Genomic DNA, 24,658 nt, shown 5'->3' with positions numbered 1-24,658 from the left:
TCACTCCTCCTCGTCGACCTCGTCGGCGTCGACATCCTCGTCGGCGTCGACGTCGTCTTCTTCTTCCTCGTCGGACACCTCGTCGTCGGTCGCCTCGTCGAGCTCGTCGATGTCGACGCCGTCGAGGTCACCGGCATGCAGGATGTCGGCCTCGTGGTCGTCATCCTCATCCAGCTCGTCGTCTTCGTCGAGGTCATCCTCGTCGAGCTCGGAGTCGGCATCGATGTCGTCGGAGGCGCCTTCCGCACCCGCTGCCGCAGCCGCCTGCTCGGCGAGCTCGGCCTGGTGCGAGCGGTACTCGGCGAGACGTTCGACCCACGGCACCCATTCCGGAGCGAGAAGTGCGCCGTCTCCGGGGAGGAGCTCGACCTCGAGCACGGTCGGATCCTCATCCTCGACGCGCGCGACGGTCACCGTCCAGTACCAGCCGGGGTAACCGGGCAGCCTGTTCTCGAAGCGCAACGACACGGAGCCGTCGTCTTCCTGCAGATAGCCCGCTGCAGGGCCGACGGTCGCCGCAGGGGTGATCTCGCGCAGTGCCTGCAGGGCGAGATCATGGGCGTCGAGGAGACGCGCGTCGGCGTCAGGCTTCGAGGTCATCGGCGACCTTGCGTAGGACGGCCGCGATCTTGCGGCCGTGGCTCGATGACGGGTAGCGGCCACGCCGCAGGTCCCCGCCGATGCTGTCGAGGAGCTTCACGAGATCCTCGACGATGATCGCCATGTCGTCGGCGGACTTCCGCTTGGCCTTCGCGAGGCTCGGCGGCGCTTCGAGGACGCGGACCGAGAGCGCCTGAAGACCGCGCTTGCCGTCGGCCACACCGAACTCGACGCGAGCGCCCGCCTTCACAGCCGTGCCGGTGGGCATGGCGGAAGCGTGCAGGAAGACATCCTGGCCGTCATCGCTGGCGATGAAGCCGAAGCCTTTGTCTTCGTCGTAGAACCTGACCTTGCCGGTGGGCATGGGAGAACCTCGCTGAGTCGGTGCGGAAAAGAAGGCGCGCTCACACGCGTCCACCTCCAGCCTACCGGTCGGAGACAGGGGAACTCGAAGGTCCTGGTGAGAGTAGGGTGAGAGAGATGAGTGCACAGAATTCCGAACCGGAGCTTTCCATCCGGCGCCTGGATCGCTTCCTGGCATTCGGCGCGCTCGGAATCGCCGCCGCATCCGTGATCTGCTTCTTCGCGATCATCATCGGCACGGCGCTGGGCATGGACCAGGCCGCGTTCGGCGGGGGCGTCTGGCCGGTGGTCGCCGCGATCCCGTTCTACGGTCTGCCGGCGGCATTCATCATGATCATCGTGCTCCTGGTGATGAGCTTCATCCGAAAAGGGCGCGCGGCATCGCGGTCCTGAGGACTTCGGCATGACCGCGCACGCACGTCCTCTGGCCGATTGGCTGGCCGCGGCGAGCGATGCAGAGCTTCTGCACCTCTTCGCGGAACGTCGCGTGCGTGCGGATGTCGGCTGGCACGACTTCTTCGACGCCGCCGAGACGCTGCTCGACCCCGCGTCGCTGACGAAGGTGCTTCCCACGCTCACGGGGCCCGAGGCGGCGGCTCTGCTGCGCGCGGCGGCCGGCGAAGACGCGGGAGAGGAACGCGCCGCCCTGACCGCGCTCGCGCTGCTCCGTCCGGACGGCACTCCCCCGGCGCCCGTGATCGCCGCGCTCAGCGGCCGCACCGCACCGCCGGAGACGACCACGACCTCCGCGCCGACAGCTCCGGCCGACCTGGCCGCGCACGCCGCAGAGCGCGCCTTCACGACCGTGTCGATCCTGGCCGACCTGCTGCTCGTCGCGCGGGACTCCCCGTTCGCCCTGCTCGCCGGAGGTGGCGTCAGCGCCGGCGAGAAGCGCCAGCTGAGCGAGAGCGGTCTCCCGATCGACGTCATCGACGCGCTCCTCGCGATCGCCGTCGACGCTCGCCTGGCTGTCATCGACGAACGTCGCCTGCGCACCAGCACCGCGGCGGAGGACTGGCTCCGCTCCTCGGCCCCCGACCGCTGGAGCGTCCTCGCGACGGCGTTCCGGGATGCACTGCCGCGCGGCGTGCGATCGACGGACGGCGGATGGATCTCTCCCGCGGATTGGCCGCAGGCGCATCCATGGGATCCTTCGTGGCCGGAGCGCAGCCGCGCACTGCTGCAGGCTGCGACTCTGCTCGGCGTCATCGCCGAGGGCGGCGCGGAGCCGGTCTGGTCGATCCCTCTACGGCGCGGACAGTCTGCCGACGCGACCGAACTCGCGCGGCTGCTGCCGGCCGAAGTCGACAAGATCTTCCTCCAGAACGACCTCACCGCGATCGCACCGGGACCTCTCGCGCCCCCGCTCGACGTTCGGCTCCGCACGATGGCCGCCCGCGAGTCGGCCGCGCAGGCCTCGTCGTACCGGTTCACGACCGAGTCGATCGCCCGCGCGTTCGGCGCGGGCGAGAGCGCGGAGTCGATCCTGGACTTCCTGGCCGAGATCTCTCTCACCGGCATCCCCCAACCCCTGAGCTATCTGGTCGCCCAGACCGCGCAGCGGCACGGACTGGTGCGGGTGTCCACCGACGACGAGACCGGACGCACCCGCATCGAGAGCACCGATCCTCATCTGATCGAGGCGATGGCGATCGATCAGGGACTCCGCCCTCTGGCATTGACGAAACACGTCGACTCGCTGACGACGCGCGTGGGCCGCGACACCGTCTACTGGGCTCTCACCGACGCCCGCTACCCGGCCACACTCGTCGGCTCGGACGGTGCCGCGCTCATCCGCGAGCGGCACCCGGCCGCGCCGACGGGCACCGCCGTGACGCCGCAGCCCGATCTCCTGCCCTTGATCCAGCGCCTGCGCTCTCAGCAGGGACCTGACGCCGATGCGGCGTGGCTCGACCGCGAGCTCGAGGCCGCCGTGCGCGCCAGAGCGGTGCTGCGAGTGACCGTCGGAATGCCGGACGGCTCGACACGGGAGCTGCTGCTCGAAGCGACCGGTCTCGGCGGAGGCCGCCTGCGGGGACGGGACCGCGCGGCCGACGTCGAGCGCACACTGCCCGTCTCGAGCATCCGCGCGGCCAGCGTGGTCGCCTCGTAGCGCCCCCGCCTCTCTGCGCGCGGTAAACTGGACAGCTATGTCTGATGGCCCCCTGATCGTCCAGAGCGATCGCACCGTACTGCTCGAAGTCGCGCACGCCGATGCGGAGAGCGCTCGTCACGAGCTGGCGATCTTCGCCGAGCTGGAACGCGCGCCCGAGCACATCCACACCTATCGGATCACCCGTCTGGGACTGTGGAACGCCCGCGCCGCCGGCCACACCGCCGAAGACATGCTCGAGACGCTCGACCGCTGGTCCCGCTTCCCCGTCCCTCCGTCGGTCGCCGTCGACCTGCGGGAGACCGTGAACCGCTACGGCCGTCTGGTGATCGAACGCGACGACGAGGGGACGCTGATCCTGCGCTCCTCCGACCCCGCCGTGCTGACCCAGGTCGCGAACAACAAGCGCATCCAGCCCCTCCTGATCGGCCACCCCTCGCCGACGACCTTCGTGGTCGACGCGTGGGCACGCGGGCAGATCAAGCAGGAACTGCTCAAGATCGGCTGGCCGGCAGAGGACCTCGCCGGATACACCCCCGGCACCCCGCACGAGATCGACCTCGCCGAAGACGGCTGGCACATCCGCCCCTACCAGCAGGACGCCGTCGATGCCTTCTCGAAGGACGGCTCCGGAGTGGTCGTGCTCCCCTGCGGCGCCGGCAAGACGATCGTCGGCGCCGGCGCCATGGCCGCCACCAAGACGACCACGCTGATCCTGGTGACGAACACCGTGTCGGCACGCCAGTGGCGCGACGAGCTCCTCAAGCGCACGAGCCTGACGCCCGAGGAGATCGGCGAGTACTCCGGACAGGCCAAAGAGGTCAAGCCGGTCACGATCGCGACCTACCAGATCCTCACGGCGAAGCGGAAGGGCGAGTACGCCCACCTCGCCCTGCTCGACGCGCTCGACTGGGGCCTGATCGTGTACGACGAGGTGCACCTCCTCCCGGCACCCGTGTTCAAGCTCACGGCAGACCTCCAGGCACGCCGACGCATCGGCCTGACCGCCACGCTGGTGCGCGAGGACGGACGGGAAGGCGATGTGTTCAGCCTGATCGGCCCCAAGCGGTTCGACGCCCCGTGGAAGCAGATCGAGGCACAGGGGTTCATCTCCCCCGCCGCCTGCTACGAGGTACGTGTCGACCTCCCGCCGGACGACAGGCTGGAGTACGCCGCCGCGACGGACGACGAGCGGTACCGGCTCGCGGCATCCGCACCGGCGAAGATCGACACGGTCAAGGAGCTCATCGCGAAGCATCCGGACGAGCGGATCCTGGTGATCGGACAGTACCTCGACCAGCTCGAGACGCTGTCGCAGGCGTTGAACGCGCCGCAGATCACCGGGGCCACCCCGGTGGATGAGCGCGAGGCGCTGTACCGCCAGTTCCGCGAGGGCGAGATCTCGCTGCTGGTGGTGTCGAAGGTCGCGAACTTCTCGATCGACCTGCCCGAGGCATCCGTGGCGATCCAGGTATCCGGCTCGTTCGGTTCCCGCCAGGAGGAGGCGCAGCGTCTCGGCCGTCTGCTGCGCCCGAAGCAGTCAGGGCACACCGCCAGCTTCTACACGCTGATCGCCCGCGACACGATCGATCAGGACTACGCGCAGAACCGTCAGCGGTTCCTCGCGGAGCAGGGATACAGCTACACGATCCTCGACGCCGACGCCCTGGCCGCCTGATCCCGGACGGGGCGTCATCGCACCGCTTCGACGCCGCTCCGACAGATAATCAGCCTGCGCATCGACGAAGTCACCATAATGGGGTCATGACTGCTGCGCGCATCCTGGTCGTCGACGACGAACCCAACATCCGTGACCTGCTCTCGACCGGTCTCAGCTTCGCCGGGTTCCAGGTGAAGACGGTCGCCAACGGCGCTGCGACCATCTCCGCCGTCCTGGAGGAGGAGCCGGACCTCATCATCCTCGATGTGATGCTGCCCGACATGAACGGGTTCAGCGTCACCAAGCGTCTCCGCGGGGCCGGGTTCACGGCCCCGATCCTCTTCCTCACCGCCAAGGACGGTACCGAGGACAAGATCGAGGGACTGAACGCCGGCGGCGACGACTACGTCACCAAGCCGTTCAGTCTCGACGAGATCGTCGCGAGGGCCCAGGCGATCCTCCGCCGCACGATGCAGGCTGACGAGGAATCCATCATCCGCGCCGGCGAGCTGGCGATGGACCAGGACACACACGACGTGCATGTCGGCAAGGAGCCGATCGAGCTGAGCCCGACGGAGTTCAAGCTGCTGCGCTATCTGATGCTGAACCCGAACCGGGTGCTGTCGAAGGCGCAGATCCTCGACCACGTGTGGGAGTACGACTTCAACGGCGACGCCGGCATCGTCGAGAGCTACATCTCGTACCTGCGCCGCAAGATCGACCCGCACACCGAGGAGTCGCTCATCCAGACCAAGCGCGGTTTCGGCTACATGCTGAAGGTCGGCAAGTCGGCCTGACCGCCGCCTGCACCGCACGACGCCGAACCGGGAGGACCGCATGGCGCACAAGCCGGATGCGGTCACCAGCTGGTGGCGGCGCATCAGCCTTCGCGCGAAGGTCACCGGAGTCACGGTCGGCGTGCTCGCGCTGGGGCTGCTGATCGCGGGTCTCGGGACCGTTCCGATCCTGCGAACGGCTCTGGTCGCGAACGTGGAGTCGCAGCTGCCCGCGCTGGTGTCGAGCGACCTCGTCAATCGCTACTTCGACACCACCCCGGTAGACGGGGATCCCGTCTACACCCGCAAAGACGAGCAGCCACGCGACTTCTTCGTCGCGATCTACGACGCAGAAGGGGTGCTGCAGGCGACCGCGGGGAACTCCTCCGCGGAGGCGCCGGAGTTCCGGCAGGAGTTCCCGCTCGCGGAGGCGAAGAGCAGCGAGGACACCGTGATGCCGCTGGTCGGCGAGGACGGTGCGCTGTTCAGCTCGTCGGTCGCCGTCCTGCCCTCAGAGGGTGGCGCACTGCGCACTCAGGTCGTGGCGGTCCCGCTCGCACCGGCGGACCGGATCATCGGGCAGTACTTCAGCATCTACATCACGATCGCCTTCATCACGATCTTCATCGCCGCCCTCCTCACGCGTTTCCTGGTGACGCTGACCTTCCGTCGCCTGGGGCAGGTGGAGTCGACCGCGATGTCCATCGCCGCCGGGGACTTCAGCCAGCGCCTGACGGATCTGGAGCCCACGACCGAGGTCGGCCGCCTGAACTCCGCCATCAACACCATGCTCGACCGCGTCGACGGCTCGCTCGCCCAACGCGATCGCACCGTGCAGCACATGCGACGCTTCATCGGCGATGCCAGCCATGAGCTGCGCACTCCGCTGGTCAGCGTGCGCGGCTACGCCGAGCTCTATCGCATGGGCGCGATCAAGGGCGAGGAGGACACCGCCCGGGCGATGGAGCGCATCGAGAAGGAAGCGATCCGGATGGGGGTGCTGGTCGAGGACCTGCTCGCGCTGGCCCGACTCGATGAGGAGCGCGAACCCGAGATCGTCGCGCTCGACCTGCGTCCGATCGCCCGCGACGCCGCCCTCGACGTGCGCGCGGCGGCTCCCAGTCGCACCGTGACCATGATCGATCTCACGATCGAGAGCGTCACGGCGCCCACTCGGAGCATTCCGAAGCAGGAACCGGAACAGCCGGCACCGCGCGGCCTCTCTCGCGCCGCGCTCTCGCGTCTGCGACGCCGGCCCCGCACGACGCCGGAGGAGCCCACACCCGCATTCGACTTCTCGGAGGCCCCGGACACCCCGGTGCGCACCCCGCCGATCGTGTGGGGTGAGGAGAACAAGGTCCGTCAGGTGGTGACCAACCTGCTCGGCAACGCACGGCGGTTCTCGGCAGAAGACAGCCCGATCGAGATCGTGGTCGACTCCGATCGCGCGCGCGGCACCGGGAGCATCGCCATCGTCGACCACGGCGAGGGCATTCCTCCTCAGATCCGCGAGCAGATCTTCGAGCGGTTCTGGCGGGCGGACACGTCCCGCGCACGGGAGACCGGCGGATCGGGGCTCGGCCTGGCGATCGTGTCGTCGATCCTCAAGGCGCTGCACGGTTCGGTCGCCGTCTCCGAGACGCCCGGTGGGGGCGCGACGTTCACCGTCACACTCCCCCTTGCCCCCTCACGGGAGACTCCCGCGCATCTGCTCGAAGAGACGCAGCCTCTCGAGCGTCTCGACCTCTGAGCCGCGCTCCCTGCACCGCCCAGGGCTTCGTGCCGTTCTGCACAGGCCCCGGGAGCAGGCGCGTCCTGGCCGTCGGCGTACGCCGCCGCCCTCTTAGCCTCGGAACTCCACCAACGAAGGAGTTCCCATGTCCGTCTTCACCGTCGACACCGAAGCCGTCCACGCCGCGCACGGAGCGGCCCGCGCCACCATGGAGCGTCTGCAGAGCGAGTCCGCGGCGCTCACGGCTCAGCTGACGCAGCTGCAGTCCTCGTGGGTCGGCAGCGCATCGAACGCCTTCCAGAGCTGTGCGGAACAGTGGCGAGGCGCACAGCTGCATGTCGAACAGGCGCTCGAGTCGATCGGCACGGCCCTTGGCTCTGCCGCCACGCAGTACGCGGATGCCGATCAGTACTCCGCGAGCCTGTTCCGCTGAGGCGGCCGTCTCCCCGCACCACGCAGAAACGCCCCGGCCGAAGCCGGGGCGTTTCTGTTCAGCGAACTCTGTGTGGCAGTCCCTGAGCCGGTCGAAGGGCGTGAGCCCGTCGAGGGATCAGAAGTCCATGCCACCAGACGGGTCACCCATCGGAGCCGCAGCCTTCTCGGGCTTGTCGGCGACGACGACCTCGGTCGTGAGGAAGAGAGCCGCGATCGAAGCTGCGTTCTGCAGCGCCGACCGGGTCACCTTGGCGGGGTCGATGATGCCGGCGGCGAACATGTCGACGTACTCGCCCGTGGCTGCGTTCAGACCCTGGCCCGAAGGAAGCTCGGAGACCTTGTTCGCGACGACACCCGGCTCGAGACCGGCGTTCAGCGCGATCTGCTTGAGGGGAGCCTCGATCGCGACGCGCACGATGTTCGCGCCGGTCGCCTCGTCACCCGTGAGGTTGAGGGCGTCGAGAGCCTTCGTACCCGACTGGATGAGCGCGACACCACCACCGGGGACGATGCCCTCCTCGACGGCTGCCTTCGCGTTGCGTACGGCGTCCTCGATGCGGTGCTTGCGCTCCTTGAGCTCGACCTCGGTCGCAGCGCCGGCCTTGATGACGGCGACGCCACCGGCGAGCTTCGCCAGGCGCTCCTGCAGCTTCTCGCGGTCGTAGTCGCTGTCGGTGTTCTCGATCTCACGACGGATCTGCGTGACGCGACCGTCGATCTGGTCGGCCTCGCCGGCGCCCTCGACGATCGTGGTCTCGTCCTTGGTGACGATGACCTTGCGGGCACGACCCAGCAGGTCGAGCGTGGCGTTCTCGAGCTTCAGGCCGACCTCTTCGGTGATGACCTGACCACCGGTGAGGATCGCGATGTCCTGCAGCTGCGCCTTGCGGCGGTCGCCGAAGCCGGGAGCCTTGACGGCGACCGACTTGAAGATGCCCTTGAGCTTGTTGAGCACGAGCGTCGCGAGAGCCTCGCCCTCGACGTCCTCGGCGATGATGACGAGCTCCTTGCCGTCCTGGATCACCTTGTCGACGATGGGCAGAAGGTCCTTGATGTTGGAGATCTTCTGGTTCGCGATCAGGATGTAGGCGTCCTCGAAGACGGCTTCCTGACGGTCGGGGTCCGTGACGAAGTACGGGTTCAGGTAGCCCTTGTCGAACCGCATGCCCTCGGTGAGCTCGAGCTCGGTGCCGAAGGTCTGGGACTCCTCGACGGTGACCACACCCTCCTTGCCGACCTTGTCGATCGCCTCGGCGATGAGCTCGCCGATCGCGGGGTCAGCGGCGGAGATGGACGCGGTCGCGGCGATCTGCTCCTTGGAGTCGATCTCCTTGGCGCTGGCGAGCAGCTCCTCGGTGATCGCGGCGACAGCCTTCTCGATGCCGCGCTTCAGCGAGATCGGGTCGGCGCCGGCTGCGACGTTGCGCAGGCCTTCGCGGACGAGCGCCTGAGCCAGGACCGTCGCGGTCGTGGTGCCGTCACCGGCGACGTCGTCAGTCTTCTTGGCGACCTCCTTGACGAGCTCCGCACCGATCTTCTCGTACGGGTCGTCGAGCTCGATCTCCTTGGCGATGGAGACACCGTCGTTCGTGATCGTGGGGGCGCCCCACTTCTTCTCGAGCACGACGTTGCGGCCGCGCGGGCCGAGGGTCACCTTGACCGCGTCGGCGAGGATGTTGAGGCCGCGCTCGAGGCCGCGGCGGGCCTCCTCATCGAAAGCAATGATCTTTGCCATGAGTTTTTTCGTCCCTCCTGGACGTAGACGTTGGGTTTAGCACTCAGAGTGTGAGAGTGCTAACGCCATTCTGGCACTCGACCCCTCCGAGTGCAAGCCGCCGGAGCCGGGTGCCGGTCGTGTGTCAGGAGGCGGGATCGTCGGCAGGCGTCGCCGGAGGCGAGGCGGAGCGGTCGAGGCCGATCACGACGGTGAGCTGCTCCCCGTCCGTGCGGTTGAGACCGGCGTAGACATCGCTCTGCTCCACGTCAGCGCCGCCGATCAGGTTCGCCAGACCGATGGCCGCGAGCTCATCGTCATCCTCGACGTAATAGACGGTCGTCGTCGCGAAGTCGGTGCTGTCGCTGTCGCTCGCGTAGACCGTGCCGGCCGCCCAGCCTTTGTTGATCAGGAGGTCGCGCATCTGCTCGTCGAGGCCCTCGTCGGGCGTCGCGTTGAGGATCATGACCGAGAAGGCGGTGTCGACCACTCCGGTCTCCTGCGGGGTCGGCACGGCGCTCGGGGCGGATTCGGGGAAGATGTCGATGCGCCCCATGACCACGAGCGATCCGAAGATACCGGCGATGATCAGCACGAGGGCGGCGACGAAGGACCACAGGAGCACCACCCAGCCGTTCATCCCGGGGGCTTCTGCGCGGTGCGCCCCGACGCGGCCGGAGGTGCGAGGGACGTCATCGAAGCGATCGCGGGTGGGCTTTGACACCCCTCGATGCTATCGGCACACGTCTGGCAATCCGCATCCGCATCCTCAGATACGCGCGAGAAGCACTCTCAGCCCACGAAGCCGGGGGTGCGCATGGCGCGATGGGAGGCACGGGAGTCCCGGAGCCGTCGAAGACGACGAACGAGCATCGGGTCGTACTCGAGTGCCGCCTCGGACTCCACCAGACGCCCGAGGACCTGGTAGTAGCGGGCAGCGCTCATGCCGAGCTGGGCGCGGATGATCTCTTCCTTCGCCCCGCTGTGACGCGGCCAGGCCGCCTCCAGATGGAGGACAGCGCGATCGCGCTCCGTGAGGTCTCCGAGCATGGCTCCAGGTTATGGCCCCTCCGCTGCGGAAGCGCCGCGCCACTCCCACCATCGGCCGAGCGGATCCGCCGCGGCACGCACCTGCCCGTCGAGCGCGACGACGAACCCCGGCCAGGTCTCGGGATCGACGGCGGGTGTCCAGATGTCGAGCAGGCCGGGAGGGTCGATCGTGATCCACCGGGCGGGCAGCTCCCTCACCCGCTCGACCACCGCCGTGCGGTGCGCACGCGGGATGTGCACGAGCACCCCGGGACTGGTGATCACGAGCGTGGCGTCGCGGGGCGCCCGCGCGGCGAGCGCGTCCAGCCGGTCCAACGCATCGCCGGCGACGAGCAGCGGCGGTTCTGCGGCGGCGATGGTCACGGCGGCCTCGATGCGCTCCTCACGCCCTGCCTCTCCCGGCCAGACGAGTCCGCGCAGCCAACGGCGGTCGCGCTCCACCGCGACGTCCAGAGGTGCGAGGTCGATGCCCGCGCGCCAGACCACGTCCGGCATCCGCACGGGCGGCAGGGGCCCGGTGACCTGACTGGTGAGGATCACGGAGGACTCCCCCGACGACGGGTCGAGAGCCGCCCGCACCCGACCGTCCTCGCCCACGAAGCGATAGGAGTACCGATCGGGGTACAGGCACAGCCCGGCCGCGGCTCCGAGCTCGAGAAGGGCGATGGGCCCGTCGACCTCCGACAGCGCAGGCAGCAGGGCCGCGAGCCGCAGCGGCTCATTCGTCTGCAACGAGCGGACCAGGCACTCGGCGACGATGTCATCCGCATGGAGGAGCACGAACTCGCGCCACACCGGGAATCCCTCGAGCGGCGCGCCGAGCAGGCGGGTCACCGCGAACACCAGTGGGGGCTGACGCCGGTTCTCCGGGATGCGCGCGAGCACCGCCCGGATCTCCGCATCCACGGCGACGCCCTGCGCCCATTCCTCGTACAGGGCACTCCGGCCGGGGGCCTCCTCCGTGGCGAAGCGGGAGTATCGCAGCTGCACGGCATCCGTCATACGCCCATTGTCGCCCGAGGCGGCCGTTCGCCCGTCGGAGGAGGGAGAATGGAGGGGACCCAGGAGGACGCATGGCCTACAGCGTGGACAAGACCGAAGACGAATGGCGCGAGGAACTCGGCGCGGAGCAGTACGCCGTGCTGCGCCAGGCGGCGACCGAGCGCGCCTGGACCGGCGAACTGCTCGACGAGGGCCGCGCCGGCCTCTACACGTGCGGCGCCTGCGGTGCCGAGCTCTTCCAGAGCGGCACCAAGTTCGATTCCGGATGCGGATGGCCGAGCTTCTACGAGTCGATCCGCCCGGAGGCCGTGCAGCTCATCGAGGACACGACCCTGGGCATGGTGCGCACCGAGGTGCGCTGCGCCAACTGCGGTTCGCATCTCGGCCATGTCTTCCCCGACGGCTTCGGCACGCCCACCGGCGACCGCTACTGCATGAACTCGATCGCGCTGAACTTCACCCCTGAAGCGTCGTGACCGCGCTCGACGCCGTCCGCGCCCGTCAGTCCTGGTCGAAGGTCGACGACACCGCACCCTCGCATGAGGAGCTGCTCACCCTGGTCGCCGCCGCGGGAAGGGTCGCCGATCACTCGTCGCTGCGCCCGTGGCGCCTGATCGAGCTGCGCGGATCCGACCGCGACCTCCTCGGTGCCGCGATCTCGAAGGCACAGGGAGACAAGTCGCCGTCGACCAAGCCGCTGCGCGCGCCGCTGCTCATCGCGGTGGTGGCCAGCTACCGCAAGAGCGACAAGGTGCCGCGGTGGGAGCAGGAGGCGGTCGCGTCCGGCGTCGCGCACATGCTGAGCCTGCTGCTCGACGACGCCGGATGGGGCGTGCTCTGGCGGACGGGGCACTACACGCGGGCGAAGGCCGTGGCGAAGGCGCACGGGCTCGACAAGAACGAGGAGCTCCTCGGCTGGCTCTACGTCGGCGGCAAGCCTGCGGGCAAGAAGCCGGGACGACGCAAGGCCGTCGATGCCCGCAAACTCGTCAGCCGGATGCCGAAGGCGAAGAAGAAGAAGTAGCCCCTCACGCCCTGCGGCGACGACGGGGCAGCGCCACGGCGACGGAGGCAGCGGCCACGACCACCATCCCGATGATCTGCCAGGGGGCGGGCCCGGATGCCGGGGGCCAGAGCAGATCGATCACGACCGAGGTCGTCAGCTGCCCGAGCACGGATCCGAGTCCCATCAGCAGCACACCGGTCTGGCCGACGATGAACGCACCCAGCAGGATGTAGGCGAAGCCGAGGAAGCCGCCGAGATACAGCCAGGGTTCCGTCGGGAGTGGGTTCGGAGTGCCGCGCAGGGCGATGCTCACTCCTGCCGCGAGCAGCAGCACGATGGTCCCGGCGATGAAGCTCATGAGCGTCGCGATGATCGGGGACTGCACCCGCTGCGCGAGACGACCGTTGGTCGCGGCCTGCCAGGCGATCCCGACGCCGGCCGCGAACGGCAGCAACAGCATCCACAGCGGCGCCGTGGCCAGCACGTCTCCGCTGAGCGAGATGCCGACCGCGGCGAGCGCGAGCAGACCGCCGAGCACGCGTCCCGGGGTGACGGCGACCACTCCGGCCGGACCGAAGCCGATCCGATCCAGGACCAGTCCGTGCAGCGTCTGTCCCGCGACCACCCCGACCGTGAAGAGGGAGACCCCGAGCACACCCGCGGTGAGCCCCTGCGTCGAGACGGTGAGTGCGCCGCAGGCGCCGCCCAGCAGCATCCATACCGGGATCGTGCGTGAGCGCACTCCGCGCCACAGTCGTCCGACACCGCGACGACCGGAGGGCAGCGCGGCGACCACGACGACGAGGGCGAGCAAGCCCACGCTGAACGACACGAAACCCGCGACGATGCCGTCGTCGAGACGGACTCCGAGGACGCCGTTGATCCGGGCCTGGATGGCCGTCATCATGCCGATCGCGACCGCTCCCCCGAGTGCGACCGGAGCGGGGAGCGCGCGGGTCTGGGTCACCTGTCGACCCTACCCGAGCGGCGGCGAGGCCCCGCGCTCACGGGATGTCGGCGCCCGGGGCTACGCTGACGGCATGTGCGCGAGCTATGGACTCGATCCCCGTTTCTCCGATGCGGAGCTCCTCGCCGCGGCCGATGAGTCCGTGCTCGAGGGCCTTCGGCTGTGGGCGCAGGAGAACGCGGGTGAGACCGTACGTCCGACCGGCAAGAACCTGCGCAACCTGAACCCGATCGTCGTGCGGCCCGAAGAGGCTCCGACGCTCGAGCCCGCGTGGTGGGGCTTCCTGGTCGGTGGCGAACCGGCGAAGTTCCCCTCGATCAACACACGCTCCGAGCGCCTGCAGGAGCGACCGGGCAGCCTGCGCTCCCGGGCGATCGTTCCCGCCACCAGCTGGTACGAGATGCAGAAGCCGTCTCGCCAGTGGCACCAGTTCCTCGTCGACGACGGCGCGCTGTTCGGCATGGCGGCCGTGACCCAGCGCGGCAAGACGAGTGACGGCACCTGGTTCACCTGCTACTCGATCATCATGCGGCCGGCGCCTGCGCATCTCACCGGAGTGCACGACCGCATGCCGGTTCTGATCCCGACCACCTTCGCGCAGGACTGGTTGACCGCCGAAGGCGGCCGCGACGTGATCGATGAGGCCCTCCTCGCCGCCGCGAGCCTCGATGATCGTGTCGCCGCGATACCGCGGGGCGACGACAAGAACGAGGATCGGCTGTTCTGACGCATGGACTCGAATGAGCTGACCTCGGTCGCCGCAGCGAGGGCGGAGGAGCTGCCCGGTTCCGCGCGCGAGAACCCCTTCGGCCCGGAGTGGGACGTCTACAAAGTGCGAGGTCGCGTGTTCCTGTTGTTGCCGGTCGACGGCACCGGGCGCGTCACGCTGAAGTCGCATCCCGACGACGCGGTCGCGCTGCGTGAGACGTTCGCCGACATCGTCCCCGGATATCACATGAACAAGAAGCACTGGATCACGCTGAACCCGGGTCCGTCCCTCGAAGAGGGCCTCGTGACCGAGCTCGTCACCGAGTCCTATCTGCTGGTGGTCGAGAAGCTGCCGCGCGCACAACGCCCCGTCGATCCCGCCCTGTTCGGGCAGCGGGGAGACTGACCTCGTCGCTCCGCATCGACGCCGACGGGCAACGGCTCAGATCCAGCCTTTGTCCCGCGCCGTCCGCGCCGCCTGCGCCCGGTTCTCCGTGCCGGTCTTCCCGATCGCGGATGACAGATGGTTGCGCACCGTCCCCGCAGACAGGAACACCTCCGCCGCGATCCGGGAGATGGCCCTCCCATCGGCCGACAACCGGAGAACCTGCTGCTCACGTTCACTCAGCGGATTCGCCCCTTCGAAGAGCGAGGCCTCCGCGAGAGCCGGATCGACCACGCGCAGCCCCTGATGCACGCGGCGCACGGCATGCGCGAGATCGGTGGCGGGAGTGTCCTTGGCGATGAAGCCGCTCGCGCCCGCATCCAACGCCTGCCGCAGATAACCCGGCCGGGCGAATGTCGTCACGACGAGCACCCTGGTCGCGGGGCTCACCTCACGCACGAGACGTGTCGCGGCGATCCCGTCGACTCCGGGCATCTGGATGTCCATGAGGCACACGTCGGGGCCCACCTCGCGCGCACGCTCCGCTGCCTGCGCGCCGTCACCGGCCTCGGCGACGACCGTGAGATCGTCCTCGAGTTCGAGCAGCGCCCCCATGGCGCCGCGCACCAGCGCCTGATCATCGACGAGCAGCAGCCGGATCGGATCGGTCACCAGGTCACCCTCACTCTCGTGCCGCCGTGCGACGCCTCTTCCACGACCAGAACGCCACCCGCAGCGGCCGCCCGCTCCGACATCCCTCGGAGACCGCTGCCGGCAGGTCCCCGCGCACCGCGCCCGTCGTCTTCGATCGTGACCTCGCCCGGCGCCATCGTGATGCGGACGTGCTGCGCTCTGGCGTGCCGGAGGATGTTCGTGGTCGATTCCCGCACGATCCATCCCGCTGGCAGCGACTGAGCGGGAGACAGCGCGGTCGGGTCGCCCTCGATCCGCACCTGCAGGCCTGCCGATTCCAGGGCGGTGGTGCTGGCCTGGAGCTGATCCGACAGCGCGGCACCGCGGATGCCGGTGACGGTGCTGCGCACTCCGGCGATCGCCTCGCCCGTGAGGTGCACGATCTGTGCGAGCTCGGCCTTCGCCCGCTCCGGATCGACGTCGACCAGTCGCTCGGCGAGTTCCGCCTTCAGCTTCACGGCGGTCAGCGTGTGTCCGAGCAGGTCGTGCACGTCACGGGCGATCGACGCACGTTCGTCGCTGGTGGCGAGCTCCATGCGCACTTTGTCCGCGTCAACCGACCGACTGATCAGCCACGTGTTGACCGTGTTCACGACGGCGATCAGCACCACCACGACCAGCAGCTGAAGATGCCCCTCCAGCTGCCCGCTGAACAGAACAACGCCGGCGGCCAGTGTGATGCCGCTGATGGTCGTCACCCAGTGCCACATGCCGCGCAGCCCGTAGCTGGCGTACGACATCAAGTACGGGAGGAAGCTGAGCGCCTGCGTCTCGATCGCCGGGATCGTCGCGATGGCGCACACGATCTGCACCCAGAACAGCGTGCGCACGAGAGGACGCGGCGTGCCCCAGGCGGACCGCATCCCGACCACGAACCCGATGACGTAGACGACGGCGAACGTGATCAGAGCCGTCCAGCCGAGCACGACCCAGCCGAGCGCGGCATCCGATCCCCGCAGCGACAGGACGGGGTACACCAGGAACACCATCCAGACGACGGCCATCAGCCATCCCCAGCGCTCCCAGGGGCCTGTGTGCGCGTCGCCCCCCGGCTGCTCGGTCGTCATCCGCTCAGCCTAACGACGCCGACGAGAGCGCAGTACGCCGAGCCGCACGAGTGCCGCGAACAGGATCGCCCAGACGGCGACGTTCAGGAGCACGGCCCACAGCGGATCCGCACCACCGGCGACGAGCGTCCCGTCGGTGGCCGGCCACCGCACGAGGGCGACGTAGCCGTACATGGGAGTCCACTTCGCGATGTCGAGCATCGCACCGCTGAGCGGGATGAAGACATTGCCGAAGAACCCGAAGAACGTGATCGAGATCGAGGCGAGCGCGGCAGCGGAATCCGAATTGAAGGCCAGGCCGACGCCGAGCCCGAACAGGCCGAAGATGAGACCGAGGCCGAGCGTGATACCGGCTGCGGCGAACCAGCGCCACGCGTCCTCCGCCTCGGCACCGGTGGCGATCCCCGCCGCATAGACGAACACCACGGCGAGCGCGGCGAACGATACCGCGGCGAGCACCTTCGTCACCGCATACCCCAAGGTCGTCAGCGGGGTGAGAGCGAGCTGCCTCCCCCAGCCCTGGCCGACCTCGGACGCCGCGAGAGAGCAGAGCGAGCTCATCGCGGTCGCCGTGCCGAACGCCCCCATCGAGACCATGACGTAGAACGAGACGTTCGCGTGACCGACGCTCTGCGTGGCGTACGACATGCTCGCACCGAACAGCAGATACATGGCGACGGGCATCGCGAGGGTGAACGCGAGCGTGTACGGGTTGCGGATCTGGCGCACGAGCTCCGTGCGATACAACGCGGGGGCGACGAGCGTGGTCATGACCGGTCCTCCGTGAGTGAGGTGAATGCGGATTCGAGAGTCGGTGCGATGATCTCCAGATCGGTCGCTCCGAGAGACAGGAGACGCCCGGCAAGGACATCGGACGCCGCGGTGCGGACCGTGAGCCGATCGGCATCCGCGGACACCTCTCCGACCGCCGGGTCCGTACGGAGCTCCTCGACGAGCTCCGTGATGTCCGAGAGTGGCACCGTCGCCGAGACGGTGCGTCCGCCGAGCGAGGCGCGCAGACGCGCGGTGGCGCCGTCGGCGACGACCCGCCCGTGGTTCATGACGACCGTGCGTCGGGCGAACTGCTCAGCCTCCTCGAGGTAGTGCGTGGCGAAGAGGATCGTGCGTCCGGCGTCGGCGTCCGCGCGCATCGCCTCCCAGAACCGGCGACGCGCCGTGACATCCATCCCCGCCGTCGGCTCGTCGAGGACCAGCACGTCCGGATCCGGCAGCAGCGCGATCGCGAACTTCACACGCTGCTTCTCGCCACCCGAGCACTTCCCGACCCGGCGGCGTGCGATCGCACCGAGGTCGGCGCGCTCGATCACCTCGGCGATCCGACTGCTCACGCCGTGCAGACCCGCCACGACCGAAATGGTCTCGCGCACGGTGAGGTCGGAGAGCAGACCACCCGTCTGAAGCACCGCAGCCAGACGCCCCACGGCGACCGCATGACGCGGATCCGTTCCCAGCACCCGCGCTGTGCCCTCGTCGGGTTCGGAGAGGCCCAGCAGCACGTCGACCGTGGTGGTCTTCCCCGCACCGTTCGGACCGAGCAGCGCGACGACCTCTCCCCGTTCGATGCACAGGTCGACACGGTCGACGGCGACGACACGGTTCGGGCCATGTCCGAACCTGCGGACGATGCCGGACAGCTCGACGGCGGGGGCGGGTTGGCTCATACGTCCAGCCAACCGCGCCCTCGCGACCGGCGCCGGAGGCGGATGTCACACCGTGGGAATGACATCCGTCATGTCCTGGTCGACCGGTCCCCCGGGTCCGTCGACAGGATGACGCCCCGGCGCACGGAACGGTACCCCGGGAGGACGCGCCGACGCCGTCCCGCTCCGTAGCGTGGTTCACATGATCACAGCAGAGGGCCTCACGAAGAGGTTTGGAGACAAGACAGCCGTCCAGGACGTGTCGTTCACGATCCAGCCGGGAACGGTCACCGGATTCCTCGGGCCGAACGGCGCCGGAAAGTCCACCACCATGCGGATGATCGTGGGCCTCGACCGGCCGACGTCGGGCCGCGCGACCGTCGGCGGGCAGGAGTACCGCAAGCTGCGCGCTCCGCTCAGCGAGGTCGGCGTGCTGCTCGACGCCAAGGCCGTGCACACCGGTCGCACCGCCCGCAACCACCTCCGCGCCATGGCAGCGACACACGGCATCCCGGCATCACGCGTGGATGAGGTCATCGAACTCGCGGGGATCACCTCGGTGGCCCGCAAGCGCGCAGGCAAGTTCTCGCTCGGCATGGGCCAGCGCCTCGGCATCGCATCGGCCCTGCTCGGCGATCCGCACACGCTGATCCTCGACGAGCCGGTCAACGGCCTCGACCCCGAGGGTGTGCGCTGGGTGCGTCAGTTCGTGCGTCATGCCGCCTCGGAGGGCCGCACGGTCCTCCTGTCCAGCCACCTCATGAGCGAGATGGCGCAGACGGCCGATCACGTGATCGTGATGGGCCGCGGCCAGGTGCTGGCGGATGCGCCGCTCGACGAGCTCGTGCGCGCATGGACTCGCAACACCGTGCGTGTGCGCACGCCCCGCACGGCCGACCTCGCCGCCGCCGTCGGAGGCCCCGATGTGGAGATCGTGAGCACCGCCCCGGATCTCCTCGACATCGTGGGACTTCCTGCCGCACGCATCGGAGACCTCGCCGCCGACCGCGGCATCCCGTTGCACGAACTCACCCCGACCACGGGTTCCCTCGAAGATGCGTATCTCGCACTCACGGGCGACTCCGTCGAGTACCGGACCAAGGAGATCTCATGACCACCCAGGCCCTGCCTCCCACGCGCGTCCGCGTCGACTCCGCACAGCGCCTGACCTTCTTCCGCGCCGTGCGCAGCGAGTGGATCAAACTGGCCACGGTCCGATCCACCTGGTGGTCGATCGGCATCACCGCGCTGCTCACCGTCGGTATCGCGGTCCTGATCGCCCAGGCCGTCGACATGCCAGGATTCGAGCCGATCCAGGCGGTCGTCTCGCCGATCCAGTTCACGATGCTCCTCGCGGGCATCCTCGGCGCGATCGCCGTCACCGGCGAGTATTCGACCGGCATGATCCGCTCCACGCTCGCAGCCAACCCGGTACGCGGTTCCGTTCTCACGGCCAAGGCCCTGGTGCTCGCCGTGTTCATGTTCGTGTCCTCGCTCGTGATCTTCTTCGGCGCCGCGCTCGCGGTGTCGCTGGTGGTCTCCGCCCGCGATCAGAGCATCGACTGGTCGGATGCCTCCGCGTCGTTCCTGCCGATCATCGTGGCGTCGTTCACGATGGCTGTCTTCGCCATCATCGGCGTCGCCTTCGGCTTCATCCTGCGCTCCGGTGCGGGAGCGATCGCCGCGACCGTCGGACTGCTGTTCGTGCTGCCGATCATGACGAACTTCTTCTCCTTCGCCGGAGAGAGCTGGAAGTGGGTCACCGATGTGGCGGCCTACCTGCCGGCCTCGGCCGCGCAGAGCATCATCCTGCCCAGCGATGGCAGCATCGTCGACGGCCCCACCGGCTACCTGACACTCGGATGCTGGGCTGTGGGCACCCTGCTCGCCGCCTGGGCCGTGCTGCGCACGCGCGACGCGTAAAGTCAGCCAGGTGAGCAGAACGCGAAGCCGCAGCACCTCGGTCCGGGAGGACGAGGAGCTGCGGCTTCCGCGTCCCCCCGGGGTATTCCGTCGCTTCTGGGCCCGGCATCCGCGCGTCGCGGACGTGCTGATCGCGCTCGTGTGCCTGTTCCTGTCGCTCACGCCCGCCATGCGGATCAACCCTGACCTTCCCGCACCGATCTCGGTGGTCATGTCGGTGCTGCTCCCCCTCGCCGTCGTCGGCGCGTGCGTGACGCTGTTCTGGCGTCGACGAGCACCACTCGTCCCCTTCCTGGCGTCCTTCACCGTCGAGGCCGCCTTCCTGTTCATCGACATGCCGGTCGGCACGCCCCTCGTCCTCGCCACCTGCTACGCCCTCGCCGTGTATCGATCGACTGCCTTCGCGTGGAAGGGTTTCGCGATCGCGCTGGCCAGTCTCGCCGCCTTCGCCGGGCTCCTCACCCTCGCCGGTGTGATCAGTTTGCAGATCGCCGCGAACTCCGTCGTCAGCTCACTCGTGCTCGGACTGATCGGCACCCTGATCGGGGTCAACGTCGGCGGCCGCAAGCGGTATCTGGCCGCGGTGATCGACCGGTCACGACAGCTGTTGATCGAGCGCGATCAGCAGGCGCAGCTCGCCGCAGCCGCCGAGCGCGCCCGCATCGCCAGAGAGATGCACGACATCGTGTCGCACTCGCTCACGGTGATCGTCGCTCTATCGGAGGGGGCCGCCGCGACCTCCGACCCGACCCAGGCACGCGCGGCATCGACGGCCTCCGCCGAGACGGCGCGTAGCGCCCTCACCGAGATGCGATCGATGCTCGGCGTGCTCCGCGCAGACGACGACTCGCTGCCCCTCACCCCGCTGGAAGCGCCCTCACCGCACGACACCGTCGCGACCGCGCAGCGTGCGGGTTACCCCGTGTCGCTCACCGTGACGGGAACGGCGGACCTGCCGCTGGCTGTCGCACATGCCGCCTCGCGGATCGTGCAGGAGGGCGTCACGAACGCGATGCGCCACGCGCCCGCCCTGACATCCATCGTCGTGCGGCTCGTCTATGAGACAGGCTGTGTGACCGTGGATGTGACCAACGACGGCGCGGCCGTAGCGACCGAGTCCCCCGGGTTCGGGCTGCGCGGACTCTCGGAGCGTGTCGCACACGTGAACGGGATCATCACATACGGCCCGTCCGAGGGGGGACGATGGGTGCTCCATGCCGAGATCCCGACCGATGAGATGGTGGAGAGACCATGACGACCGAACCGATCCGCGTACTTCTCGTCGACGACCAGCAGCTCATCCGCCTCGGTTTCCGGATGGTCCTCGAAGCCGAGGACGACATCGTCGTCATCGGTGAGGCCGCAGACGGTCGTGAGGCCATCGCCCAGGCCGCGGCTCTGCGCCCCGACCTGGTGCTGATGGACATCCGGATGCCGGGGCTGGACGGCATCGCCGCCACCGAGGCGATCGTCCGCGAGCATCCGCAGACCCGCGTGCTGGTCCTGACGACCTTCGACCTCGACGAGTACGCCTTCGGAGCGATCCGCGCCGGGGCCAGCGGTTTCCTGTTGAAGGACGTGCAGCGCCACGAGATGCTCTCCGCGCTGCGGGCGGTGCACCGGGGCGACGCGGCTCTGTCTCCCCGGATCACCCGCATGCTGCTCGAGCATGTGACACCGCTGCTTCCGTCCTCGGAGTCCCCCTCGCATCCGGATGTCGCGGCGGAGCTCACCGATCGCGAACGCGACGTCTTCCTGGCGATCGGCCGAGGCCTCACGAACTCCGAGATCGCGCAGAGTCTGTACGTGAGCGAGTCGACCGTGAAGACCCACGTGGGCCGGGTGCTGGCGAAGCTCGGCGCGCGCGACCGCATCCACGCCGTCATCCTCGCGCATCGCCTGGGGCTGGTCGACGACGCTGGACCGCTGCCCTCGGAGGCGTAGTCGATCACCGGAGTCATCGACCCGCGGTCATCGTCTCCGGCCGGGGTGCCTTCGTCGGCTAGCCTGCATCAGCACGCTGCAATGACCGGAGGGGGCCGCAGTGACGAGCCAGGAACAGGGAGACCGCGGCACTGCGGTGGATCATTCGGCGGCGGACGGGACGGAGACCGCATGAGTTACCAGCGCCCTGGCACCGAACAGCGCACGAGCGGGCTGTCCATCGTCTCCCTCTTCCTGGCGGTGCTGATCCCCGTGGTCGGGTTGGTGCTCGGCATCGTGGCGCGCGTGCAGGCGAAGCGGGTCGGCAGCCCGACGGCGATCGCCACCGTCGCCGTGGCCGTCGGCACCGTCCTCAGCGTGATCTGGACCGTCGTGATCGCCCTGATCGTCTGGGGAGGCCTGACGCTCTTCACCCAGGAATCCCCCTCCGGAGAGGCCGTCGAGATTCCCGTGCCCGACTCCGCGAAGTCGGTCGTGTTGGAGCTGACTGCCGAGGGCGATCTGGATGCCGAGACCTTGGCCGCCGCGCAGGGCGTCGTCGAACGGCACGCGACGCAGGCGGGCATGGACGTGCTGGCGGTCACCGCCACAGAGGGGGATTCGCTCGTCGTCTCGTTCGATGAGGACACGACGGATGCGCTCATCACCCAGTTCGGACAGTCGCTCTCCGCGCCGCCCGCGAACGGCTTCTCGCAGGTCTTCGCGGTCGTCCCCGGAAGCGGCGGGCAGGTCGAGGGGTACGACGAGATGACTCCATCGTGCACGGACCTGCCGTTCGGCAGCGCCCGGTGGAACGAGCTCACGGTGGTGTGCGATGACGCAGATGCCACGCAGTACGTCTTCGCCGAGGGACCGCGTGTGCCGGGCTCCGACATCGCCGAGGTGACGCAGTCGGGCGACATCCTGGCTGTCACTCTGACCTCGGATGCGGCGTCGGAGTTCGAGGAATGGACCGGACAGCTCGCCGCGCAGGCAGATGGGGGTCAGATCGCCATCGTCGACGCCAACGGGGTGCTCAGCGCCCCGGTCGTACGCGGGGTCATCTCAGGAGGCGAGTTCCAGATCTCCGGCGGCGGTCCGGACTTCGACATCCAGGAGACCGTCGACCGGCTCCGGGTGCTCAGCGCGGGCGTCACGTTCAGCGTCGCCGGCGCGAAGGTGGGTTGAGTGGTGATGGGCCCGGCGCGATGCCGGGCCCATCCCGTACTTCTCCTTACGCCTGAGCGGGAGTCCACTCCGAGATGCGGTTCAGCACCTGCACCTCGTCGGCCGTCAGCTCGAGCCGCGCGCCGGCGAGCAGATCCGGCACCTGCCCCACGGTGCGCGCGCTCGCGATCGGCGCGGCGACAGTGGGCTGCGCGCGGAGCCAGGCCAGCGATGTGGCGGCGATGGAGGCGCCGTGAGCCTCGCCGATCTCCTCCAGCGTGTCGATGATCCGGAGGCCGGCGTCCGTCGCGTACTTGGCGGCGCCCTGCGCGCGGGGCGACGACTGGCCCTCGGCATCCGTGGAGCGGTACTTGCCGGTCAGGAATCCGCTGGCCAGCGAGTAGTAGGGCACGAGACCGAGTCCGAACTCCTCCGCCACCGGGATGATGGTCTCCTCGACCTCGTTGCGGTGCACGAGGTTGTAGTGGGGCTGCACCGCGACCGGCAGCGCGACCCCGGTGCGCTGCGCGATCTCGATCCACTCGCGGATGCGCTCGGCCGAGTAGTTCGACACGGCGACATGTCGCACGAGTCCGTCGGTCACGAGCTGTCCGAAGGCCGCGACGGTCTCTTCCAGCGGAACCGTCTCGTCGTCGAAGTGCGCGTAGTACAGGTCGATCGCGTCGACGCCCAGTCGTGCGAGCGAGGCTTCGGCCGCCTTGCGCACGTTCGCTCCGGCAAGGCCGCGGAACTCCGGGTGCTGGCTCACCTTGGTCGCGACGACGACGTTCTCCGGCTTGCGGGATGCGAGCCACTCTCCGATGATCGTCTCGCTCTCGCCACCGGAGTTCCCCGGCACCCACGCGCTGTACGAGTCGGCGGTGTCGACGAAATCGCCGCCGCCGGCCACGAAGGCGTCGAGGACGGCGAAGGAGGCGTCGCGGTCGGCCGTCCAACCGAACACGTTGCCTCCGAGGGAGAGCGGGAAGACGTCAAGATCACTGGTTCCGATACGAGTCATGATCGTGACAACGGGGAGCCGCGGAGCGGCATTCCCGGATGACGGCGTGTTGCAGGTGATCCCTAAGCGCGAGGAGCGCGCACGACGGGCGGCCAGACGACGAGCAGGAATGCGGCGATCGGACCGAAGACGGCGGTCAGCAGGAACCATGCCCACGCGGATCGGTTGCGTGTTCGGGCATACCCGCCGGCGAGGATCGCGACGGTCAGCCACATCCCCGATACGGCGGACGCAAGGTATTCGACAGACATGGATTCGAGACTAGAGCTTCCACAGCGAGAGCATCTGCCAGCCCTCCGGCACCTTCGCTTCGAGTGCGGCCATGTCATCGGCCTGGATCTCCGTCACTCCATCGCGACGCTCGAACTTGCCCTCGACGATACGGACGCCGCCCGGCTTCATCTCGACATGAGCGGAGACCATGTCCCACCCCTCGGGAACCTGCGTCATGAGCTCCGCGCGGAGCTCCGGGATCTCGATCCCCTCGACGGTCGCCGTGCGCGATTCAACAGGACGGATCAGAGCAGCGAGCATGATCCCAGCCTAAGAGGCTTCCTCTTCGGATGGTGCCACTGATGACGGAGCCTGTCGCGGAGAGAACGTGAGAGCCGACTACGGGACTCGAACCCGTAACCCCCGTATTACAAGTACGGTGCGCTACCAATTGCGCCAAGTCGGCGGGTGCCACCAGC

Annotated in this window: 29 protein-coding genes and 1 tRNA gene; 15 read left to right on the top strand and 15 right to left on the bottom strand. The window is 68.7% G+C overall.

Annotation, left to right across the window (positions count from 1 at the left end):
• Positions 1-600: a DUF3027 domain-containing protein gene (locus FB560_RS03755; RefSeq protein WP_141871128.1), complete on the bottom strand. Its 600-nt coding sequence runs from the start codon at positions 598-600 to the stop codon at positions 1-3.
• A complete protein-coding gene (locus FB560_RS03750; protein WP_141871127.1) occupies positions 584-964 on the bottom strand; it encodes a cold-shock protein in 381 nt (126 codons plus the stop codon). Before FB560_RS03750 ends, FB560_RS03755 begins: the two co-directional genes overlap by 17 nt.
• Positions 965-1,080: 116 nt before the next feature.
• On the opposite strand from FB560_RS03750, the gene FB560_RS03745 reads away from it, so the two are divergent.
• From FB560_RS03745 to FB560_RS03720, 6 genes are all read left to right on the top strand, one after another.
• Positions 1,081-1,356: a multidrug ABC transporter ATPase gene (locus tag FB560_RS03745; protein WP_141871126.1), complete on the top strand. Its 276-nt coding sequence runs from the start codon at positions 1,081-1,083 to the stop codon at positions 1,354-1,356.
• 10 nt (positions 1,357-1,366) lie between these two features.
• Positions 1,367-3,076, top strand: a complete 1,710-nt coding sequence (locus FB560_RS03740; protein WP_141871125.1) for a helicase-associated domain-containing protein — start codon at positions 1,367-1,369, stop codon at positions 3,074-3,076.
• A gap of 37 nt (positions 3,077-3,113) precedes the next feature.
• Complete coding sequence (locus FB560_RS03735; protein WP_141871124.1) at positions 3,114-4,754, top strand: DNA repair helicase XPB; 1,641 nt, start codon at positions 3,114-3,116, stop codon at positions 4,752-4,754.
• Between the two features lie 86 nt (positions 4,755-4,840).
• Entirely contained in the window at positions 4,841-5,533 is a 693-nt protein-coding gene (locus tag FB560_RS03730) for a response regulator transcription factor (RefSeq protein ID WP_141871123.1), read from the top strand.
• 40 nt (positions 5,534-5,573) lie between these two features.
• A complete protein-coding gene (locus FB560_RS03725; protein WP_141871122.1) occupies positions 5,574-7,262 on the top strand; it encodes a sensor histidine kinase in 1,689 nt (562 codons plus the stop codon).
• Positions 7,263-7,389: 127 nt separating this feature from the next.
• Positions 7,390-7,677, top strand: coding sequence for a WXG100 family type VII secretion target (locus tag FB560_RS03720; RefSeq protein ID WP_141871121.1), 288 nt, complete (start codon positions 7,390-7,392; stop codon positions 7,675-7,677).
• 117 nt (positions 7,678-7,794) lie between these two features.
• On the opposite strand, the gene groL is transcribed toward FB560_RS03720, so the two are convergent.
• From groL to FB560_RS03700, 4 genes are all read right to left on the bottom strand, one after another.
• On the bottom strand, positions 7,795-9,414 hold the full coding sequence (gene groL / locus FB560_RS03715; RefSeq protein WP_141871120.1) for a chaperonin GroEL: 1,620 nt from the start codon (positions 9,412-9,414) through the stop codon (positions 7,795-7,797).
• A 124-nt stretch (positions 9,415-9,538) separates the two neighbouring features.
• Positions 9,539-10,117 (bottom strand): LytR C-terminal domain-containing protein, encoded by a 579-nt coding sequence (locus FB560_RS03710; protein WP_229673289.1) that lies wholly within the window; start codon positions 10,115-10,117, stop codon positions 9,539-9,541.
• Between the two features lie 68 nt (positions 10,118-10,185).
• A complete protein-coding gene (locus FB560_RS03705) occupies positions 10,186-10,443 on the bottom strand; it encodes a DUF3263 domain-containing protein (protein WP_141871119.1) in 258 nt (85 codons plus the stop codon).
• 9 nt (positions 10,444-10,452) lie between these two features.
• The gene (locus tag FB560_RS03700; protein ID WP_141871118.1) at positions 10,453-11,445 is read right to left on the bottom strand and encodes a DUF2332 domain-containing protein; all 993 of its coding nucleotides are present in this window, start codon (positions 11,443-11,445) and stop codon (positions 10,453-10,455) included.
• A gap of 71 nt (positions 11,446-11,516) precedes the next feature.
• Between FB560_RS03700 and msrB the strand changes: the two genes are divergently transcribed.
• On the top strand, positions 11,517-11,921 hold the full coding sequence (gene msrB, locus FB560_RS03695; protein ID WP_141871117.1) for a peptide-methionine (R)-S-oxide reductase MsrB: 405 nt from the start codon (positions 11,517-11,519) through the stop codon (positions 11,919-11,921).
• A complete protein-coding gene (locus FB560_RS03690) occupies positions 11,918-12,469 on the top strand; it encodes a nitroreductase family protein (RefSeq protein WP_141871116.1) in 552 nt (183 codons plus the stop codon). The genes msrB and FB560_RS03690 overlap by 4 nt, the downstream gene beginning before the upstream one ends.
• Before the next feature lie 4 nt (positions 12,470-12,473).
• Here the strand turns inward: FB560_RS03690 and FB560_RS03685 are convergent, their stop codons facing one another.
• Positions 12,474-13,418: a DMT family transporter gene (locus tag FB560_RS03685; RefSeq protein ID WP_229673291.1), complete on the bottom strand. Its 945-nt coding sequence runs from the start codon at positions 13,416-13,418 to the stop codon at positions 12,474-12,476.
• A gap of 73 nt (positions 13,419-13,491) precedes the next feature.
• On the opposite strand from FB560_RS03685, the gene FB560_RS03680 reads away from it, so the two are divergent.
• Positions 13,492-14,145, top strand: coding sequence for an SOS response-associated peptidase family protein (locus FB560_RS03680; RefSeq protein ID WP_141871115.1), 654 nt, complete (start codon positions 13,492-13,494; stop codon positions 14,143-14,145).
• A gap of 3 nt (positions 14,146-14,148) precedes the next feature.
• Positions 14,149-14,532 (top strand): MmcQ/YjbR family DNA-binding protein, encoded by a 384-nt coding sequence (locus FB560_RS03675; protein ID WP_141871114.1) that lies wholly within the window; start codon positions 14,149-14,151, stop codon positions 14,530-14,532.
• A gap of 36 nt (positions 14,533-14,568) precedes the next feature.
• Here the strand turns inward: FB560_RS03675 and FB560_RS03670 are convergent, their stop codons facing one another.
• The 4 genes from FB560_RS03670 to FB560_RS03655 are packed head-to-tail and all read right to left on the bottom strand — an operon-like array spanning position 14,569 to position 17,953.
• Complete coding sequence (locus FB560_RS03670; protein ID WP_229673292.1) at positions 14,569-15,183, bottom strand: response regulator transcription factor; 615 nt, start codon at positions 15,181-15,183, stop codon at positions 14,569-14,571.
• Positions 15,180-16,271, bottom strand: a complete 1,092-nt coding sequence (locus FB560_RS20855) for a sensor histidine kinase (RefSeq protein WP_141871112.1) — start codon at positions 16,269-16,271, stop codon at positions 15,180-15,182. The genes FB560_RS03670 and FB560_RS20855 overlap by 4 nt, the downstream gene beginning before the upstream one ends.
• A gap of 9 nt (positions 16,272-16,280) precedes the next feature.
• Positions 16,281-17,042, bottom strand: coding sequence for an ABC transporter permease (locus FB560_RS03660; protein WP_141871111.1), 762 nt, complete (start codon positions 17,040-17,042; stop codon positions 16,281-16,283).
• A complete protein-coding gene (locus tag FB560_RS03655) occupies positions 17,039-17,953 on the bottom strand; it encodes an ABC transporter ATP-binding protein (protein WP_141871110.1) in 915 nt (304 codons plus the stop codon). The genes FB560_RS03660 and FB560_RS03655 overlap by 4 nt, the downstream gene beginning before the upstream one ends.
• 181 nt (positions 17,954-18,134) lie before the next feature.
• On the opposite strand from FB560_RS03655, the gene FB560_RS03650 reads away from it, so the two are divergent.
• From FB560_RS03650 to FB560_RS03630, 5 genes are all read left to right on the top strand, one after another.
• Positions 18,135-19,046, top strand: a complete 912-nt coding sequence (locus FB560_RS03650; RefSeq protein ID WP_141871109.1) for an ABC transporter ATP-binding protein — start codon at positions 18,135-18,137, stop codon at positions 19,044-19,046.
• The gene (locus FB560_RS03645) at positions 19,043-19,855 is read left to right on the top strand and encodes an ABC transporter permease subunit (protein WP_141871108.1); all 813 of its coding nucleotides are present in this window, start codon (positions 19,043-19,045) and stop codon (positions 19,853-19,855) included. The genes FB560_RS03650 and FB560_RS03645 overlap by 4 nt, the downstream gene beginning before the upstream one ends.
• Positions 19,856-19,865: 10 nt before the next feature.
• The gene (locus FB560_RS03640) at positions 19,866-21,110 is read left to right on the top strand and encodes a sensor histidine kinase (RefSeq protein ID WP_141871107.1); all 1,245 of its coding nucleotides are present in this window, start codon (positions 19,866-19,868) and stop codon (positions 21,108-21,110) included.
• Complete coding sequence (locus tag FB560_RS03635; RefSeq protein ID WP_141871106.1) at positions 21,107-21,799, top strand: response regulator; 693 nt, start codon at positions 21,107-21,109, stop codon at positions 21,797-21,799. Before FB560_RS03640 ends, FB560_RS03635 begins: the two co-directional genes overlap by 4 nt.
• A gap of 171 nt (positions 21,800-21,970) precedes the next feature.
• The gene (locus FB560_RS03630; RefSeq protein ID WP_141871105.1) at positions 21,971-22,966 is read left to right on the top strand and encodes a DUF4190 domain-containing protein; all 996 of its coding nucleotides are present in this window, start codon (positions 21,971-21,973) and stop codon (positions 22,964-22,966) included.
• A gap of 46 nt (positions 22,967-23,012) precedes the next feature.
• Here the strand turns inward: FB560_RS03630 and FB560_RS03625 are convergent, their stop codons facing one another.
• The 4 genes from FB560_RS03625 to FB560_RS03610 all read right to left on the bottom strand — a co-directional run bounded on the left by FB560_RS03625 (position 23,013) and on the right by FB560_RS03610 (position 24,645).
• Positions 23,013-23,966: an aldo/keto reductase gene (locus FB560_RS03625; protein WP_141871104.1), complete on the bottom strand. Its 954-nt coding sequence runs from the start codon at positions 23,964-23,966 to the stop codon at positions 23,013-23,015.
• A gap of 62 nt (positions 23,967-24,028) precedes the next feature.
• Positions 24,029-24,217, bottom strand: a complete 189-nt coding sequence (locus tag FB560_RS03620) for a hypothetical protein (protein WP_141871103.1) — start codon at positions 24,215-24,217, stop codon at positions 24,029-24,031.
• Between the two features lie 10 nt (positions 24,218-24,227).
• Positions 24,228-24,500, bottom strand: a complete 273-nt coding sequence (locus tag FB560_RS03615) for a hypothetical protein (RefSeq protein ID WP_141871102.1) — start codon at positions 24,498-24,500, stop codon at positions 24,228-24,230.
• Between the two features lie 72 nt (positions 24,501-24,572).
• Positions 24,573-24,645 (bottom strand) — tRNA-Thr (locus tag FB560_RS03610).
• Positions 24,646-24,658: the final 13 nt, after the last annotated feature.

This window comes from Microbacterium saperdae (assembly GCF_006716345.1).
Lineage (GTDB): Bacteria > Actinomycetota > Actinomycetes > Actinomycetales > Microbacteriaceae > Microbacterium > Microbacterium saperdae.
This window is presented reverse-complemented; position numbering and strand designations above follow the sequence as displayed.

What these genes read in the sequence shown, in the direction of transcription:
- FB560_RS03720 (WP_141871121.1), top strand. Translation starts at nt 7,390, where the DNA reads ATGTCCGTCTTCACCGTCGACACCGAAGCCGTCCACGCCGCGCACGGA.
- FB560_RS03700 (WP_141871118.1), bottom strand. Translation starts at nt 11,445, where the DNA reads ATGACGGATGCCGTGCAGCTGCGATACTCCCGCTTCGCCACGGAGGAG.
- FB560_RS03625 (WP_141871104.1), bottom strand. Translation starts at nt 23,966, where the DNA reads ATGACTCGTATCGGAACCAGTGATCTTGACGTCTTCCCGCTCTCCCTC.
- FB560_RS03730 (WP_141871123.1), top strand. Translation starts at nt 4,841, where the DNA reads ATGACTGCTGCGCGCATCCTGGTCGTCGACGACGAACCCAACATCCGT.
- FB560_RS03755 (WP_141871128.1), bottom strand. Translation starts at nt 600, where the DNA reads ATGACCTCGAAGCCTGACGCCGACGCGCGTCTCCTCGACGCCCATGAT.
- FB560_RS03680 (WP_141871115.1), top strand. Translation starts at nt 13,492, where the DNA reads ATGTGCGCGAGCTATGGACTCGATCCCCGTTTCTCCGATGCGGAGCTC.
- FB560_RS03635 (WP_141871106.1), top strand. Translation starts at nt 21,107, where the DNA reads ATGACGACCGAACCGATCCGCGTACTTCTCGTCGACGACCAGCAGCTC.
- FB560_RS03620 (WP_141871103.1), bottom strand. Translation starts at nt 24,217, where the DNA reads ATGTCTGTCGAATACCTTGCGTCCGCCGTATCGGGGATGTGGCTGACC.
- FB560_RS03650 (WP_141871109.1), top strand. Translation starts at nt 18,135, where the DNA reads ATGATCACAGCAGAGGGCCTCACGAAGAGGTTTGGAGACAAGACAGCC.
- FB560_RS03630 (WP_141871105.1), top strand. Translation starts at nt 21,971, where the DNA reads ATGAGTTACCAGCGCCCTGGCACCGAACAGCGCACGAGCGGGCTGTCC.
- FB560_RS03705 (WP_141871119.1), bottom strand. Translation starts at nt 10,443, where the DNA reads ATGCTCGGAGACCTCACGGAGCGCGATCGCGCTGTCCTCCATCTGGAG.
- FB560_RS03660 (WP_141871111.1), bottom strand. Translation starts at nt 17,042, where the DNA reads ATGACCACGCTCGTCGCCCCCGCGTTGTATCGCACGGAGCTCGTGCGC.
- FB560_RS03750 (WP_141871127.1), bottom strand. Translation starts at nt 964, where the DNA reads ATGCCCACCGGCAAGGTCAGGTTCTACGACGAAGACAAAGGCTTCGGC.
- FB560_RS03615 (WP_141871102.1), bottom strand. Translation starts at nt 24,500, where the DNA reads ATGCTCGCTGCTCTGATCCGTCCTGTTGAATCGCGCACGGCGACCGTC.
- groL (WP_141871120.1), bottom strand. Translation starts at nt 9,414, where the DNA reads ATGGCAAAGATCATTGCTTTCGATGAGGAGGCCCGCCGCGGCCTCGAG.
- FB560_RS03655 (WP_141871110.1), bottom strand. Translation starts at nt 17,953, where the DNA reads ATGAGCCAACCCGCCCCCGCCGTCGAGCTGTCCGGCATCGTCCGCAGG.
- FB560_RS03675 (WP_141871114.1), top strand. Translation starts at nt 14,149, where the DNA reads ATGGACTCGAATGAGCTGACCTCGGTCGCCGCAGCGAGGGCGGAGGAG.
- FB560_RS03645 (WP_141871108.1), top strand. Translation starts at nt 19,043, where the DNA reads ATGACCACCCAGGCCCTGCCTCCCACGCGCGTCCGCGTCGACTCCGCA.
- FB560_RS03745 (WP_141871126.1), top strand. Translation starts at nt 1,081, where the DNA reads ATGAGTGCACAGAATTCCGAACCGGAGCTTTCCATCCGGCGCCTGGAT.
- msrB (WP_141871117.1), top strand. Translation starts at nt 11,517, where the DNA reads ATGGCCTACAGCGTGGACAAGACCGAAGACGAATGGCGCGAGGAACTC.
- FB560_RS03725 (WP_141871122.1), top strand. Translation starts at nt 5,574, where the DNA reads ATGGCGCACAAGCCGGATGCGGTCACCAGCTGGTGGCGGCGCATCAGC.
- FB560_RS20855 (WP_141871112.1), bottom strand. Translation starts at nt 16,271, where the DNA reads ATGACGACCGAGCAGCCGGGGGGCGACGCGCACACAGGCCCCTGGGAG.
- FB560_RS03740 (WP_141871125.1), top strand. Translation starts at nt 1,367, where the DNA reads ATGACCGCGCACGCACGTCCTCTGGCCGATTGGCTGGCCGCGGCGAGC.
- FB560_RS03735 (WP_141871124.1), top strand. Translation starts at nt 3,114, where the DNA reads ATGTCTGATGGCCCCCTGATCGTCCAGAGCGATCGCACCGTACTGCTC.